Annotated in this window: 13 protein-coding genes; 6 read left to right on the top strand and 7 right to left on the bottom strand. The window is 68.6% G+C overall.

Features of this window, described 5'->3' with window-relative positions:
• Window positions 1-11: 11 nt before the first annotated feature.
• On the bottom strand, window positions 12-896 hold the full coding sequence (locus A7V84_RS19360) for a LysR family transcriptional regulator (RefSeq protein ID WP_025512833.1): 885 nt from the start codon (window positions 894-896) through the stop codon (window positions 12-14).
• A 109-nt stretch (window positions 897-1005) separates the two neighbouring features.
• On the opposite strand from A7V84_RS19360, the gene argC reads away from it, so the two are divergent.
• Window positions 1006-1917: an N-acetyl-gamma-glutamyl-phosphate reductase gene (gene argC, locus A7V84_RS19355; RefSeq protein WP_063491903.1), complete on the top strand. Its 912-nt coding sequence runs from the start codon at window positions 1006-1008 to the stop codon at window positions 1915-1917.
• Between the two features lie 79 nt (window positions 1918-1996).
• On the opposite strand, the gene A7V84_RS19350 is transcribed toward argC, so the two are convergent.
• Both A7V84_RS19350 and A7V84_RS19345 read right to left on the bottom strand, forming a co-directional pair.
• On the bottom strand, window positions 1997-3289 hold the full coding sequence (locus A7V84_RS19350) for a TIGR03862 family flavoprotein (RefSeq protein ID WP_025512831.1): 1293 nt from the start codon (window positions 3287-3289) through the stop codon (window positions 1997-1999).
• Between the two features lie 54 nt (window positions 3290-3343).
• Window positions 3344-4504 (bottom strand): metallophosphoesterase, encoded by a 1161-nt coding sequence (locus A7V84_RS19345; RefSeq protein ID WP_025512830.1) that lies wholly within the window; start codon window positions 4502-4504, stop codon window positions 3344-3346.
• A gap of 105 nt (window positions 4505-4609) precedes the next feature.
• On the opposite strand from A7V84_RS19345, the gene A7V84_RS19340 reads away from it, so the two are divergent.
• Complete coding sequence (locus A7V84_RS19340; protein WP_025512829.1) at window positions 4610-4918, top strand: putative signal transducing protein; 309 nt, start codon at window positions 4610-4612, stop codon at window positions 4916-4918.
• Between the two features lie 22 nt (window positions 4919-4940).
• On the opposite strand, the gene A7V84_RS19335 is transcribed toward A7V84_RS19340, so the two are convergent.
• From A7V84_RS19335 to A7V84_RS19325, 3 genes are all read right to left on the bottom strand, one after another.
• Window positions 4941-6296 carry a GntP family permease gene (locus A7V84_RS19335; RefSeq protein WP_052125868.1) on the bottom strand — a complete coding sequence of 452 codons (1356 nt, stop codon included), beginning with the start codon at window positions 6294-6296 and terminating at the stop codon, window positions 4941-4943.
• Between the two features lie 286 nt (window positions 6297-6582).
• On the bottom strand, window positions 6583-7647 hold the full coding sequence (locus A7V84_RS19330) for an NAD(P)H-dependent flavin oxidoreductase (RefSeq protein ID WP_033535413.1): 1065 nt from the start codon (window positions 7645-7647) through the stop codon (window positions 6583-6585).
• A 19-nt stretch (window positions 7648-7666) separates the two neighbouring features.
• On the bottom strand, window positions 7667-8518 hold the full coding sequence (locus A7V84_RS19325; protein WP_063491904.1) for a LysR family transcriptional regulator: 852 nt from the start codon (window positions 8516-8518) through the stop codon (window positions 7667-7669).
• A gap of 139 nt (window positions 8519-8657) precedes the next feature.
• Here A7V84_RS19325 and A7V84_RS19320 point away from each other — a divergent pair, with 139 nt between their 5' ends.
• Window positions 8658-9614, top strand: coding sequence for an adenosine deaminase (locus A7V84_RS19320; RefSeq protein ID WP_025512825.1), 957 nt, complete (start codon window positions 8658-8660; stop codon window positions 9612-9614).
• Here the strand turns inward: A7V84_RS19320 and A7V84_RS19315 are convergent.
• Window positions 9611-10528, bottom strand: coding sequence for a LysR family transcriptional regulator (locus tag A7V84_RS19315; RefSeq protein ID WP_025512824.1), 918 nt, complete (start codon window positions 10526-10528; stop codon window positions 9611-9613). The two genes, A7V84_RS19320 and A7V84_RS19315, sit on opposite strands and share 4 nt — an antisense overlap.
• Window positions 10529-10657: 129 nt before the next feature.
• Between A7V84_RS19315 and A7V84_RS19310 the strand changes: the two genes are divergently transcribed.
• From A7V84_RS19310 to A7V84_RS19300, 3 genes are all read left to right on the top strand, one after another.
• A complete protein-coding gene (locus tag A7V84_RS19310) occupies window positions 10658-11509 on the top strand; it encodes an isocitrate lyase/PEP mutase family protein (protein WP_025512823.1) in 852 nt (283 codons plus the stop codon).
• Between the two features lie 72 nt (window positions 11510-11581).
• Window positions 11582-13081, top strand: coding sequence for an ABC transporter substrate-binding protein (locus A7V84_RS19305; RefSeq protein ID WP_025512822.1), 1500 nt, complete (start codon window positions 11582-11584; stop codon window positions 13079-13081).
• A 23-nt stretch (window positions 13082-13104) separates the two neighbouring features.
• Window positions 13105-14880, top strand: coding sequence for a gamma-glutamyltransferase family protein (locus tag A7V84_RS19300; protein ID WP_025512821.1), 1776 nt, complete (start codon window positions 13105-13107; stop codon window positions 14878-14880).
• Window positions 14881-15026 lie beyond the last annotated feature (146 nt).

Below are 15026 nucleotides of genomic sequence, written 5' to 3'. Positions count from 1 at the left end.
TCTACCGGCGCTCAGCGCTGACGCAGCGCCTGCAGGGCATGCAGCACGTGGCCGGTGGCGCGTTCCAGCGGGCCGGCACGGTGCGCCAGGCCCAGCGGGCGCCATAGCGCCGGGCGCAACGGGCGCATGGCGATGCGCGCGTCCGGCTGTGGCGCGGCCGCTTCCTGCGGCAGCAAGGCCGCGCCATAGCCGGCGGCCACCAGACTTTTGATGGCATCGTTGTAGTTCAGGTGGATGCGCGCCCGGGCATGCAGCCCGGCGCGCGCAAACCACTCGGCAGTCTGGCGCGACAGACGCGTGGTGCTGTCGTTCAGAATCAGGGCGCGCCCGGCCAGCCAGGCCGGCGTGACGCGCGCCGGCGGCGCCCAGGCGGCAGGCACGAAGGCCATGACCGGGTCGCGTCGCCAGGGCTGGATGACGAGGCCGGCGGCCGGCGGCAGCGGCAAGGCCACCAGCGCAATATCCAGGCTGCCCTCGGATAGCCGCGACAGACTTTCCTGCGAGGTCAGCACCGCAGCCTGGATGTCGATGTCGGGGTGGTCGCGCCCGAGTGTTTCGAGCGCCTGGGGCAGCAGATAGGCCAGCGCGCCGGTCGAGGCGCCCAGGCGCACCCGGCCGACCAGGCCCTGTACCTGACGCTGCACGTCGTCCAGGGCCTGGTCTGCCTCGGCCAGCAGCCGGCGTGCCCGTTCGAGCAGGGTCTCGCCGACCGGCGTGGGGCGCACCTGACCGCGACGGCGCGTCAACAGTGGCGCGCCGATGCGCGCCTCCAGGTCCGCCACATGCAGGCTGACCGTGGGCGCTGCCAGATGCAGGGCGGCGGCGGCCTGGGCGAAGGAACCGAGCTCGGCGATCGTCACCAGGGTGCGCAGCCGGTCGAGATTGATTTCACGCATGGGAAGTTAATTCAGTAAATCTGAAGTTATAAGTCATGAAATTCAACTTTTCCTATTCTATGGCATGGCCGAAGATAAGCCGATCCGATCTCTGGAAAAGGAAACTCTCATGCAACAGACTCGTGTCTTCATCGACGGCGACCAGGGCACGACCGGCCTGCAGATCCACGAACGGCTGCGCGGCCGCGATGACATCCGCGTGCTGACGCTGCCGTCAGCGCTGCGCAAGGACAGCCGGCACCGCGCCGAGGCGCTGAACGATTGCGATATCGCCGTGTTGTGCCTGCCGGATGCGGCGGCGCGCGAGGCGGTGGCCGCCATCCGCAATCCGGCCGTGCGGGTGCTGGATGCCAGTTCGGCGCACCGCCTGACGCCGGGCTGGGAGTATGGCTTTGCCGAAATGCGGGCGGGCCAGGCCGAACGCATCGCGCAGGCCCGCTGCGTGACGAACCCGGGCTGCTACCCCACCGGGGCGGTGGCGCTGTTGCATCCGCTGGTGGCGGCCGGGCTGTTGCCGGCCGACTATCCGTTCACGGTGCATGCCGTGTCCGGCTATTCGGGCAAAGGGCGCGCCGGCGTAGAGGAGTACGAGGGCGGTCGGGGAGATGCGCCGCCCTATCTGGCCTATGGCCTCGGCCTGGAGCACAAGCACACGCCCGAGATCGAACGCTATGCGGGCCTGTCGGCGCGGCCGGTTTTCCTGCCGGCCTACGGCGCTTTTCGCCAGGGCATCGTGTTGACCATTGCCTTGCAGACACGCTTGTTGCCAGCCGGAGTCAGCGGACAGGCCTTGCGTGCCCGCCTGGCGAGCCATTATGCCGGCAGCCGCTATGTGCAGGTGCAGGAGCAGGCGCCGGCGGAGCTCGATCCGCGGGCGGCCAATGGCGGCAATGACCTGCATCTGCATGTGCTGGAGCATGCCGGGCATGGGCAGATCGTGCTGGCGGCCGTGTTCGACAACCTGGGCAAGGGCGCCTCCGGTGCGGCGGTGCAGAATCTGGATCTGATGCTGCAGGGCTAGGGGGCGCCGGCGGCAAACCGGCTGCATCCCCATGCGAGGCATGGGGCCCCCGGCTATCGCGGCAGTGCAGTGATCGCCCTTACTGGCTTTTGCCGCAAGCTGGCGCGTCGTCGGACTGCGCGGCGAGGCCGTCGCGGGCCAGCGCGCCGCCTGCGGCCACCCGGCCGCTGGCCAGGCAGGCCGTCAGCAGGTAGCCGCCGGTGGGTGCTTCCCAGTCGAGCATTTCGCCGGCGCAGAACACCCCCGGCAGCGCGCGCAGCTCCAGGGCGTCCGTGAGCGCCTCCAGGCGCACGCCGCCGGCGCTGCTGATGGCCTCGTCGATGGGGCGAGGGCGGCGCAGGATGATAGGCAAGGCCTTGATGCGCCGCGCCAGCAGATCCAGATCCTCGAAAGCGGGCAGGCATTCGCGCAGCAAGGCGGTCTTCACGCCCTTGAGGGACAGCCGGCTTTGCAGGTGGCTGGACCACGAGCGTGCGCCGCGCGGATGATGGAGCGCCTGCCACACGCGGTCTGCGCTCCAGTCGGGCAGCAGGTCCAGCCAGGCGATGGCCTGGCCCTGCTGGCGGATCTGCTCACGCAGCGGCGCCGAGAGGGCGTAGACGAGGCTGCCTTCGATGCCTGTGGCGCTCACCATGCACTCGCCGCGCCGGCCCGGCTGGCCTTCGGCCAGCGACAGGGCCACGGATTTCAGCGGCAGCCCGGCCTGGCGGGTGGCGAAATGCGGGCTCCAGTCAACGTCGAAGCCGCAGTTGGCGGGGGCGAACGGGACGCTGTCCACGCCGAGCGCCTGCAGCGGCGCCAGCCAGCTGCCATCCGAACCCAGGCGGGCCCAGCTGGCCCCGCCGAGGGCCAGTATCACGGCGTCGGCGGCGTGCTCCTGCTCGCCTTGGGGCGTGGCGAAACGCAGGCAGCCGGGGCCGGCCTGTGCCGGCTCGCGCCAGCCCAGCCAGCGATGGCGCATGTGCAGGCGAACGCCCTGGGCACGCAGGCGGCTGAGCCAGGCCCGCAGCATGGGAGCGGCCTTCATCTCGCGCGGAAAGACTCGTCCGGAGGTGCCGATGAAGGTTTCCACGCCCAGGGCGTGGGTCCATTCGCGCAAGGCCTGGGGATCCAGGGTTTGCAGCCAGGCGGCGACTTGCGGGGCGCGTGCGCCGAATCGGCCGATGAAGTCGGCCAGCGGTTCGCTGTGGGTCAGGTTCAGTCCGCCTCGTCCGGCCAGCAGGAACTTCCGTCCCACCGAGGGCATGGCGTCGTAAAGATCGACCCGGGCGCCGCCCAGGGCCAGGGTCTCGGCGGCCATCAGGCCGGCCGGGCCGCCTCCGATCACGGCAACGCGGCGGCGGGAGTCGGCGGGGGCAGGGGAAGAGGGCATGACCGTGGCGGAAAAAGCGGATGGGCGGCGGGGCGGCATTGTCGCATGACGCGGTCAACGCGCCGCCACCAGGCGCAGCAAGGTGATTTCGGACGGGGCGGCCAGTCGTAGCGGAGGCCCCCAATAGCCGGTGCCGCGGCTGGTGTAGACCCACATGGCGCCTTCGCGATGCAGGCCGCTGGTAAAGGGTTGCTGAAAGCGCACGAAGAAACCCCAGGGGAAGAACTGGCCGCCATGGGTATGCCCCGAGAGTTGCAGATCGTAGCCCAATGGCGCGGCTGCGCGGGCGCTGCGTGGCTGATGGGCCAGCAGCAGGCGCAGGCCGGCCTGCGCCGGCGCGCCTTGCAGGGCGGCGCGCGGATCGCTGCGCTGAGCCGGGTCGAACGCGCCGGCGCCATAGTCGGTCACGCCAGCCACCACCACCCGGGCGCCGCCGCGCTCGATCACGCTGTGCTGGTTCTGCAGCACAGTCAGGCCCAGGCGGCGGAATTCGTTCACCCAGGCGCTGGCGCCCGAGTAATACTCGTGGTTGCCGGTCACCAGGAAGACACCGCCAGGCGCATGCAGCTTGCCCAGCGGCGCGGTATGGGCCGACAGGGCCGCCACGCTGCCGTCGACCACGTCGCCCGTGATGGCGATCAGTTCCGGGCGCAGCGCATTGACGGCATCGACGATGGCCTGCACGTAGCCGGCCTTGATGGTGGGGCCGACGTGCACGTCGCTGATCTGGGCGATGGTCATGCCCTGCAGGGCGGGGGGCAGCCCGGCGATGGGCACGTCCACCCGTTTGACGTGCGCCAGGCGGCGCGCGTTATGGAGCCCCAGCAGGGTGCCGGCCAGGGCCAGGGCAGGCACCGCCAGCGCCGAGGCCGCGCGCAGCCGGGTCAGCGGCCCGCTGCCACTGGCCAGCGACACCAGCCAGGCGGCCAGAAGCAACACGTCACGCAGCACCGTGAATACGAACAGCATGGAGAAAAGGCCCATGCACAGCAGGCCCACCCAGGCGAGCCTGTCGGCCCAGGGCTGGCGGCCGCTGGCGTGGCTGAGCATGCCCAGCGGAATCAGGATGCAGGACAGCAGCAGCCCCAGGGCGGCGGCGATGCGCCAGTCGGGGCCGACCGGCGCATCGGGGATCAGGCGCAGCCCGACATACAGATGGGCCAGCACGCCCAGGGTCAGAAAGCGCAGGAAGAATGAGGATTTGCGTAGCGCCACAATGGGATCCGGCAGACAGGACGCGTCATAGGCTAACGCAAAGCGTCTGTCCTGTGCGCCGGGCCTGGGCTAGCATGGCGCTTTTCCACGTGCGGGAGGGGGCTCATGCCCAGGTTGACGCGCGCGCCCAGTCTCTTGCTGGCGCAGCATTGGTTGAATCTGTTGCAGCAGGCCAGGGTGCCGGCCGTTTTGCAGAACACCCATCTGCAGGGCGTGATGGGTGAGATCCCGGTGGACCAGTGCGCCCCCGAAATATGGATCGACAACGAGGCCGACCGCGAGCTGGCAATGCGCGTGATCGGCCTGGCCGGCGAGCCGGCGGCGCCGGCGCTGGATTGGTTCTGCCCGGCCTGCGGCGAACACCTGGAGGCGCAGTTCAGCGCCTGCTGGCGCTGCGGGGCCGAACGCCCCTGAGGGCGTCGGCGCCCTGCCGGCGCTAGACGATGCCGGTGAGGTAGTACACGCCGATCACGGCAAAGACCGCAGCCGTGGCGATCAGGGTGATGGCGAAGATGTCGCCATACGACTGGCGGTGCGTCAGGCCGGTGACAGCCAGCAGCGTGATGACCGCGCCGTTGTGGGGCAGGGTATCCATGCCGCCCGAGGCCATCGCGGCCACGCGGTGCAGCACTTCCATGGGGATGCCGGCCGCGTTGGCGTTTTCGATGAAGGTGCTGGACATGGCGGCCAGGGCGATGCTCATGCCGCCCGAGGCCGAGCCGGTGATCCCGGCCAGCGTGGTGACGGCGATGGCTTCGCCCACCAGCGGATCGGCGATGCTCTTGAGGCCTTCGGCCACCAGCAGAAAGCCCGGCAGTGCCGCGATCACGCCGCCGAAGCCATATTCGGCGGCCGTGTTCATGGCCGCCAGCAACGCGCCCGAGACCGCCGCGCGGCTGCCTTCGGCGAAGTGGCCGGCGATGCGGCGAAACGAGAACAGCAGAATGGTGGCGATACCTGCCAGCAAGGCGCCCATCACGGCCCAGATGGCCAGCTGCGCACCGGCGTTGGCCGGCAGCGGCTGGGGCAGGCCGGGCAGATCGACCTGGCTGCCGGCCGGATACCAGAGCGGGATCCACTGCGTCAGCAGATAGTTGACCACGCCCACCACCACCAGGGGCAGCAGCGCCAGCAGCGCGTTCGGTTCACGGCCTTCGCCGGCGGCCGGCGAGGGTTCGTTGCGCAGGTCGGTGCCATAGCCTTCGCCGTTGGCCAGCGCCGTGCGCATGCGCCACTGGAGGTACAGCAGGCCGAACACCACGATGAAGGCTGCGCCGATCATGCCCAGCCACGGAGCGGCCCAGGCGGTGGTGCCAAAGAAGCTGCCCGGGATGATGTTCTGGATCTGCGGCGTGCCGGGCAGCGCCGTCATGGTGAAGGTGAAGGCGCCCAGCGCAATCGTGCCGGGGATCAGGCGCTTGGGCATGTCGCTCTGGCGAAAGAGCTCGGCCGCGAAGGGGTAGACGGCGAACACCACCACGAACAGCGAGACGCCGCCATAGGTCAGGATGGCACAGACGGCAACGATGGCTGCCACCGCGTGGCGCGGGCCGATCATGCGCAGGACGGCGCTGACGATGGCGCGCGAGAAGCCGGAAAGCTCGATCAGCTTGCCGAACACGGCGCCCAGCAGGAACACCGGGAAGTACAGCTTGGCGAAGCCCGCCATGCGTTCCATGAAGATACCGGAGAACACGGGCGCCAGGGCCGAGGCGTCGGTGAGCAGCACGGCGCCCATGGCGGCGATGGGTGCGCACAGAATGACGCTGTAGCCGCGGTAGGCGGCCAACATCAGAAAGGCCAGGGCGGCCAGGACAATCAACAGGCTGTACAACGGATGCTCCTGTAATGATGGGGCGAACGTCAGGCGCTCGCCATGACTGACCGGCCTGCTTCGGGTGGAGGCAGGCCGGGATATCGAAGGGCTTGGATGTCGCGCCGCTCCTTTAGCCTAGCAGGTTCGCTGCCGGGGACGGGCGTGCGCGCGTGCAGGCGCAAGCATAACGCCCCCGGGGGGCGGGGGCGTTTTGATGTAGATCAGTTTTCGGTCGTTGCAACGACCGCGCGCTGAAAGCTGTTCAGCGGGCCTGGCGCCATTCCTCGGCCAGCGCTGCCATGAGTTCGGCGGCCGGCAGGCCGCGCGACAGCGCCGCGCCCTGGCCGGCCCATTGGGCAGCGAAACCGTTCTCGCCCTGGGCCCGGGCGGCCGCATGCAGGGCCTTGCCGGCGTCGTAGGTCAGCGGATAGGCCGGCACAGGCGGCGCATCGGGTGCGGCCCCCAGCTCGACCAGCCGATTGACGATGGCGCGTGCGGGTCGCCCCGAGATGGCGCGGGTGTAGCGCGTGGCAACGTAGTCATGCCCCAGCAGCGCCTGGCGATAGGCGTCGTCGGCGGCCGATTCGGGGCAGCTGACGAAGGCCGTGCCCATCTGGACGGCCTGCGCGCCCAGCGCGAGCGCCGCGGCGATGCCGGCTCCGTTCATGATGCCGCCGGCGGCGATCACGGGCAGTGACAGACGCTCGGCCAGCAACTGCGTCAACGCCAGCACGCCCAGGCCCTCGTCGCTTGCGGTGTCATCGAAGGTGCCCCGGTGGCCGCCCGCCTCGATCCCCTGGGCGACGATGGCGTCCACGCCCGCCTCGGCGATGCGGCGCGCCTCGTCCAGCTGGGTGGCGGTCGCCATGAGATAGATGCCGGCCGCCTTGAGAGCCTGCAGCACCTTGCGCGGGGGCAGGCCGAAATGCAGGCTGACCACCGCCGGCCGGGTCTGCAGCAGCATCTGCAGCATGTCGTCGTCGGCCACGAAGCTGGTGTAGATCTCCTTGAGCGCGGCCGGTGGGGTTGCGCCGAAGGCGGCGAATTGCGGCGCCAGCCAGGCGAGCCAGGCCGCTTCGCGCGCCGGATCCGGGATGGCGGGATGGTGGCAGAACAGATTGACGCAGAAGGGCCGGTCGGTCAGTGCCTGGGTGCGGGTGATGGCCAGGCGGGCCGTTTCGGCGTCCATGGCTCCCAGGCCCAGCGCCCCCAGGCCGCCGGCCTGGCTGACGGCGGCGGCCAGCGCGGGCGTGCTTACGCCGGCCATGGGGGCCTGGATGATGGGCAGGCTCATGCCCAGGCGGGTGGTGAAGTCGGTGGCAGTCATGCGGCGTTGCTCCGTGGGGTCAGGCGCGCAGGGCCTCGAGCAGTGCCTGGATATTGGCGCTGTCCTGGCCTTTGCGGCGGATGAGAAAACAGTGGGCCGGGCCGATGACCCGGGACGACAGATGAGCGGCGCTGGCGTGCAGCGCCCAGACCGAGCGTGGCAGCACCGCCACGGCCGAGCCGGCCAGCACGCAAGCCAGGATGGCGTGATACGAGCCCAGCTCCAGGATCTGCCAACCGGCCAGGTCCTCGCCGTGTTGGCGCAGCCACTGTTCGGCGCGTTCGCGATAGGCGCAGCCTCGCGCGAAGGTCGCCAGGGTGCGCGGCTGGGTCTGCGGCTGGGCCTGCAAGAGCAGCAGTTCTTCGCTGTGCAGATAGTCGCCGTCCAGGTCGGCGCCCAGCGCCCGCACATCGTCGGGGCGCTCGGCATGCGGGTGGGCCACGATGGCGCAGTCCAGCGCATGGCTGCGCACGGCGTCGGCCAGGAAGCGGCTGGTGCCGGTGCGCAATTGCAGCTCCAGCGCCGGCCAGCGGGCGTGCAGGCGGGCCAGCGGCGCCGGCAGGCGACTGGCGGCGCTGCTTTCCATGGCGCCCAGGCGCAGCCGTCCGGCCGGCGCCGGCGCGGCTACCGCCTGGTGCGCCTGTTCGGCCAGATCGAGCAGGCGGCTGGCGTAGCCGACCAGGGTCTGGCCGGCCGGGCTCAGTCGCATGCGGCGCGCCGGGCGTTCGAACAGCGCCACGCCCAGCGCGGCCTCCAGTTGCTGGATGCGCGTGCTGACGTTGGAGGGGACGCGGTCCAGCGCCTGGGCCGCGCGCGTAATGCTTTGCTCGCGCGCCACGGCCAGGAAAATGCGCAGATCGGAGAGTTCCATGTCTGGGAGGGTCATACGCGCAGCATAGCTGTTGATTCTCTATTTGAGAATATAAAAAACATGATGTTCTTTTTCATGGATGTGAGCGACTGTCTGGCGGACTATCATGGCCGACTTAGCCGACTTTCAAGGATGGACCATGCGTGATTGGCTGATTGCCCTGCCCAAGGCCGAGCTGCACATTCACCTGGAGGGAGCGCTGGAGCCGGAGCTGCTGTTCTCGCTGGCACAGCGCAACCGTGTGGCGCTGCCCTGGGCCGATATCGATGCCTTGCGGGCTGCCTACCAGTATCGCGATCTGCAGGCATTCCTGGATCTGTATTACCAGGGCGCCCAGGTGTTGCAGACAGCCCAGGATTTCTATGACCTGACGTGGGCCTATCTGAAGCAAAGCGCCGCCCAGGGCATGGTGCATACCGAACCCTTTTTCGACCCGCAGACTCACACCGAGCGGGGCATTGCGCTGCCGGTCGTGCTGGAAGGCATCCAGGCGGCGCTGGCCGATGGCCGCCGCGAGCTGGGCGTGAGCAGCGGCCTGATCCTGAGCTTCCTGCGGCATCTGCCCGAGGCGGCCGCCATGCAGACCCTGGAGGCGGCCTTGCCGTATCGCGACGCCTTCATCGCGGTCGGCCTGGACAGCAGCGAAGCCGGCTTTCCGCCCCGCCTTTTCGAGCGGGTGTTCGCGCGCGCCCGCGCTGAAGGCCTGCCAGGCGTGGCGCATGCCGGCGAGGAAGGGCCGCCCGAGTACATCTGGGAGGCCCTGGAATGCTTGCAGGTGCGGCGCATCGATCACGGCGTGCGAGCTTGTGAAGACGAACGCCTGGTGCAGCACCTGGTCGATATCCAGATGCCGCTGACGGTCTGTCCGCTGTCGAACCAGCGCCTGCAGGTATTTCCCCGTCTGGCCGAGCATCCCATTCTGAAGATGCTCGAACGCGGCCTGAATGTCAGCGTCAACTCCGATGATCCGGCTTACTTCGGCGGCTACGTGGGCGATAACTTCGTGGCGCTGCACGAGCACCTGGGAATGACGCGCGGGCAGGCAGGCCGGTTGGCCGAAAACAGCCTGGCGGCAGCGCTCGCGCCGCGCGGCTAGGGGGTCTGGCTAGCGGTCTGCAGCGATTCGGTCGTATCGGGCGCCAGCAGGTCCAGCAGGTGGCTCACCAGGCTGGAACGTTCGTCATGGCGTATCACCAGCCCCAGCACGGCGCGCGGCCAGTCCAGTCGCAGCGGCAGGTAATGGATGCCGCGCACCCGCACGTGCTGCATGGAAGCCGGCACGATGGCCACGCCCAGGCCGGCCGCCACCAGGTTGATGGCCGATGACAATTGCGGCGCGCGCTGGCGGATGGCGGGATTGAAGCCTGCGCGCCGGCAGGCGGCGATGATGTCGGCCGACAGGCCATAGCCGGACTGGCGCGTGTATTCGATAAAGGGCGCATCGCTCAGGTCGGCCAGTTGCAGCGTGTCGCGCCCGGCCAGGGGATGGCCGGCAGGCAGGGCGGCCATCAATGGTTCGGGCGTCAGCGGCACATAACGGATCAGGCCGCTGGCCGAGAAGGGCGGGCGCACGAAGGCGGCGTCCAGGGCGCCGTCGGCCACGCGCTGGATCAGGGTTTCGCTCGGCGCTTCTTCCAGCCGCAGCTCCACGCCCGGGTGCTTTTCGGGGTAGGCCCCCAGCACGCGGATCACCGTATCGTTGAACGACGCCGATTCGGTAAACCCCAGCTTCAGCATGCCGGCTTCGCCGCGGGCGGCGCGCCGTGCCACATCGCGCGCCTGCTCGGCGCGCGCCAGGATGTCCTGGGCGCAGGGGAGAAAGGCACGTCCGGCGGCGTTGAGCACCACGCCCCGCCCGACCCGGTCAAACAGCGGCGTGCCGATCTCGCGTTCCAGTTCGCGGATCTGCTGGCTCAGGGGCGGCTGGGCCATACCCAGACGTTCGGCCGCGCGAGTGAAGTGCTCGGTCTGCGCGGTGACCACGAAATAACGCAAGTGCCTGAGTTCCATGACTTTTATTGATATTTAATATGTGCTGATTATGAATATTCAATATATTAGACATTTCTATCAGGCAAGACCATGATGCACGGGTCGGGGCTGCCAGGGGGCGCCCCATCCCTGCAAGGAGTGTCATCCATGAAACCCACCCAGAAACTGCGTCAGGCCCTGGCGGGCGGCGCCACGCTGGTGGCCCCGGGCGCCTATGACGGTCTGTCGGCACGCCTGGTGGCGCTGGCCGGCTTCGAGGCCGTCTATGCCAGCGGCGGCGCGATTGCGCGCGCGGCCGGCTATCCCGACCTGGGCATCCTCAGCTTCACCGAGGTGCTCGAACGCATCGAGAAGATCGTGGACGCCAGCGGCCTGCCGGTGGTCGCCGATGCCGACACGGGCTTTGGCGGCAGCGCCAACGTCGAGCGCACCGTGCGGGCCTTCGAGCGCGCCGGGGTGGCGGCGTTCCACATCGAAGACCAGTCCTTCCCCAAGCGTTGCGGCCATCTGGATGACAAAAGCCTGGTCGATGCCAGCGAGATGTGCCTGAAGATCCGCATCGCGCGCCAGACCCTGAGCGATCCGGATTGTCTGGTGATCGCGCGCACCGATGCGATCGCTGTCGAAGGTTTCGAGGCCGCCATCGCGCGCGCCGAGCGCTACGTGGAAGCGGGCGCCGACATGATCTTCGTCGAGGCTCCGGAAAGCGTCGAACAGATCCACGAGATCGCCCGTCGCCTGCCCGGGCCCAAACTCATCAATATGTTCTATGGCGGGAAGACGCCGCTGGTGCCGGTGCCGGAGCTGACCCGGCTGGGTTATCAGTTGGTCATCATTCCATCCGATCTGCAGCGCGCAGCCATCCATGCCATCCAGCAGACCCTCGCACAGATCCGCAGCACGGGCGACTCCAGCGGCGTGGCCGGCCAGTTGGCCAGCTTCAAGGAGCGCGAGGAAATCATCCAGACCAGCCGCTACCTGGCGCTGGACAAGTACTGAGAGTCAGTGTCCCAGGCGCCCCCCAGGGCGGAGTTAGAATTGAGATTGGTCTGATTTTTTGAGCCGTTTCTCATGTCCAAACTCCGCCTTGCCCTGGCTGTTGCCGGGATGCTTGCCAGCGCCGCCGTGTCGGCCCAGTCCACCCTGCGCATCGGCCTGCAGGACGATCCCGATGTGCTGGATCCCACCCGTGCGCGCACCTTCGTGGGCCGTATCGTGTTCGCCTCGATGTGCGACCGCCTGGTCGACATCACGCCGGATCTGAAGTTCGTGCCGCAACTGGCCGAGTCGTGGAAGACCTCCGACGACGGCAAGACGCTGACCTTCACCTTGCGCGAAGGGGCGGTCTATCACGATGGCAATCCCATCGACGCCGCCTCGGTCAAGGCCAACCTGGACCGGGCCATGACGCTGCCCGACAGCAACCGCAAGAGCGAATTGTCGGCCGTGGCCAGCGTGGACGCCCCCGATGCCCGCACGGTGGTGCTGCATCTGAAGGCGCCGGACGCCTCTTTGCTGTCGCAACTGTCCGATCGCGCCGGGATGATGATTTCGCCGGCGACTTTCGACAAGGATCCTGGCAGCAAGCCGGTCTGCTCCGGCCCCTATCGTTTCAAGGAGCGGGTGCAGAACGATCGCATCGTGCTGGAGAAATTCCCGCAGTACTGGGACGCCGGCAACTATCACTTCGATCGCGTGGTGTTCACGCCGATTCCGGACTCCACCGTGCGACTGAACAACCTGCGCGCCGGCGGCCTGGACATCGTCGAGCGCATTGCCCCGACCGATGCCGATGCCGTCAAGGGTGACGCCAAGCTGCGCTTCGCGCCGGTCACCGGCTTGGGTTTTCAGGCGGTGGCGGTCAACGTCGCCCATGGCGATCGCGTCAACCCGGCCTTCAAGGACAAGCGCGTGCGTCAGGCCCTCGAACTGGCCATCGACCGCGACGTGATCAACCAGGTGGTCGGCCAGGGCATGTTCCAGCCGGCGCATCAGCCGTTCGCGCCGGCCAGCTTTGCCTTCGATACCAGCGTCGAGCACAGCGGCCGCGACCCGGAGAAAGCCCGGGCGCTGCTCAAGGAGGCCGGCCATGATCGCGTGGCGTTCGAACTGACCTATGGCAACAACACCACCATGCAGCAGGTCATGGAACTGATCCAGGCCATGGGGGCCGAGGCCGGCTTTGACATCACCCTGCGGCCGCTGGAGTTTGCCGCCGTGCAGGCGGCGCTCGCGCGAGGCGACTTCCAGATCGGCCAGACCGGCTGGTCTGGCCGGGTCGACCCGAGCGGCAACATCCACCAGTACGTCGCCTGCAAGGGCAACCTGAACGACGGCCGCTTCTGCGACGCCGAGATCGACAAACTGCTGGACGAGGCCCGCGCCGTGTCCGATGAGGGCAAGCGCCGCGAACTCTACAGCCAGGTGCTGCAGAAGATGCAGGTCGAGCGTCCGCAGATCTATCTGTTCTACCTGCCGTGGATTTTCGGCGCCCAGCAGAGCATCCAGGGGTTTGAACCCTACCCCGATGGCCTGATCCGCCTGAAGGGCGTCAAGGCTGCGGGCAAGTAAGCGTCATGGATTCGGGACACCGCATGTTCACCACCCGCCCGGAGATTCTGGGCAGTTTCGGCGTGGTGACCTCCACCCACTGGCTGGCCAGCGCCGCCGGCATGGGGCTGCTGGAACGTGGCGGCAACGCCTTCGACGCGGCCGTGGCCGCCGGTTTCGTGCTGCAGGTGGTCGAGCCGCACCTGGTCGGGCCGGCCGGCGAAGTGCCGGTGATCTTCCACTCGGCCAGGACGGGCCGCACGGAGGTGCTCTGCGGGCAAGGGCCGACGCCGGCCGCCGCGACGCTGGAGCACTATCGTGGCCTGGGGCTGGATCTGATCCCAGGCAACGGGTTGCTGCCGGCGGTGATTCCGGGCGCTTTCGATGCCTGGATGCTGCTGCTGCGCGATCATGGGTCGATGCGCTTGCGCGACGTGCTGGAGCCGGCGATCTTCTACGCCGAGTCCGGTCATGCGCTCATGCCGCGCATCAGCAACACGATCAAGGGTCTGCAGGATTTCTTCACGCAGCACTGGCCCAGCACGGCCGAGGTCTACCTGCCCGGAGGGCAGGTGCCGCAGGCCGGCAAGCTGTTCCGCAACCCCGCTCTGGCGCGCACCTGGCGCCGGGTGCTGGAGACGGCCGAGGCGGCCAGCGCGGATCGTGATCGCCAGATCGAGGCGGCCCGCGATGCCTTCTACCGCGGCTTCATCGCCGAGGCCATCGATCGCTTCGCTCAGACCGAAGTGATGGATGAGAGCGGGCGCGCCCATCGCGGCGTGCTGCGCGCCAGCGATCTGGCAGGCTGGTCGGCCAGCTACGAGCCGGCGCTGACCTACGACTATGGCGACTACACCGTGGCCAAGGCGGGCGGCTGGAGTCAGGGGCCGGTGTTTCTGCAGACCCTGGCCCTGCTCAAGGGATTCGACCTTGCCTCCATGGGGCCGGACAGCGCCGAATTCATTCACACGCTGACCGAGGCGATGAAGCTGGCCTTCGCCGATCGCGAGGTCTATTACGGCGATCCGGCCTTCTGCGAGGTGCCGCTGCAGATCCTGCTGTCGGATGACTACAACGCTGCCCGGCGCGAGTTGATCGGCGAGCGGGCCTCGCATGAACTGCGCCCGGGCCGCATTCCGGGTTTCGAGGGGCAGTGGGAGCGGGTCATGGACACGCTGGCGCGTCTGTCCAAGGTCACGCCGGTGGCGCCCGCCACGCCGGTGGCCGCGGCCAAGCGCGGCGATACCACTCACGTGGATGTCATCGACCGCTGGGGCAATATGGTGTCGGCCACGCCTTCGGGCGGCTGGTTCCAGTCGTCGCCGGTGATCCCGGAGCTGGGCTTTGGCCTGAATACCCGCGCCCAGATGTTCTGGCTCGAACCGGACCTGCCGGGCACACTGGCGCCCGGAAAACGCCCGCGCACCACGCTGACGCCGTCGCTGGCGCTGCATCGCGGCCGACCCTATATGGTGTTCGGCACGCCGGGCGGCGATCAGCAGGAGCAATGGCAACTGCAGCTCTTCCTGCGCCATGTGCATCATGGCCTGAACCTGCAGGAAGCCATCGACATGCCCATGTCCCATACCCAGCACTTCCCGACGTCGTTCTATCCGCGGGATCGCAAGCCGGGGCACCTGGCGATCGAAAGCAGCTTCAGCCCCGAGGTCATCGAGGCCTTGCGCGAGCGCGGCCACGTGATCGATCCCCAGCCAGCCTGGAGCGTGGGCCGGCTGACGGCCGCCGCGCGGGACGAGGATGGGCTGTTGCATGGCGCGGCGACGCCGCGCCTGATGCAGGCGTACGCGATCGGGAGGTAGTGTGGGCCCCCACGCTGAGTGTGTGGGCCCCCACGCTGCGCGCGCTTTGCGCGCTTGCTGCCCCCCGAGGGGGCTGCCCCGCCTTGGGAGCGGCCCGGCGGCGGGGCGGCTGTTCTTGGGTAGAGAGTGCCCCTACGCTGAGTGTA

Origin of the sequence: Bordetella trematum, from assembly GCF_900078335.1 — a bacterium.
GTDB lineage: Bacteria > Pseudomonadota > Gammaproteobacteria > Burkholderiales > Burkholderiaceae_B > Bordetella > Bordetella trematum.
The sequence above is the reverse complement of the archived record's forward strand: the minus strand, read 5'-3'. Positions and strand labels throughout refer to the sequence as shown.

Coding starts and splice junctions, on each gene's coding strand:
- A7V84_RS19360 (WP_025512833.1), bottom strand. CDS start 896: ATGCGTGAAATCAATCTCGACCGGCTGCGCACCCTGGTGACGATCGCC.
- argC (WP_063491903.1), top strand. CDS start 1,006: ATGCAACAGACTCGTGTCTTCATCGACGGCGACCAGGGCACGACCGGC.
- A7V84_RS19350 (WP_025512831.1), bottom strand. CDS start 3,289: ATGCCCTCTTCCCCTGCCCCCGCCGACTCCCGCCGCCGCGTTGCCGTG.
- A7V84_RS19340 (WP_025512829.1), top strand. CDS start 4,610: ATGCCCAGGTTGACGCGCGCGCCCAGTCTCTTGCTGGCGCAGCATTGG.
- A7V84_RS19335 (WP_052125868.1), bottom strand. CDS start 6,296: ATGTTGGCCGCCTACCGCGGCTACAGCGTCATTCTGTGCGCACCCATC.
- A7V84_RS19330 (WP_033535413.1), bottom strand. CDS start 7,647: ATGACTGCCACCGACTTCACCACCCGCCTGGGCATGAGCCTGCCCATC.
- A7V84_RS19325 (WP_063491904.1), bottom strand. CDS start 8,518: ATGGAACTCTCCGATCTGCGCATTTTCCTGGCCGTGGCGCGCGAGCAA.
- A7V84_RS19320 (WP_025512825.1), top strand. CDS start 8,658: ATGCGTGATTGGCTGATTGCCCTGCCCAAGGCCGAGCTGCACATTCAC.
- A7V84_RS19315 (WP_025512824.1), bottom strand. CDS start 10,528: ATGGAACTCAGGCACTTGCGTTATTTCGTGGTCACCGCGCAGACCGAG.
- A7V84_RS19310 (WP_025512823.1), top strand. CDS start 10,658: ATGAAACCCACCCAGAAACTGCGTCAGGCCCTGGCGGGCGGCGCCACG.
- A7V84_RS19305 (WP_025512822.1), top strand. CDS start 11,582: ATGTCCAAACTCCGCCTTGCCCTGGCTGTTGCCGGGATGCTTGCCAGC.
- A7V84_RS19300 (WP_025512821.1), top strand. CDS start 13,105: ATGTTCACCACCCGCCCGGAGATTCTGGGCAGTTTCGGCGTGGTGACC.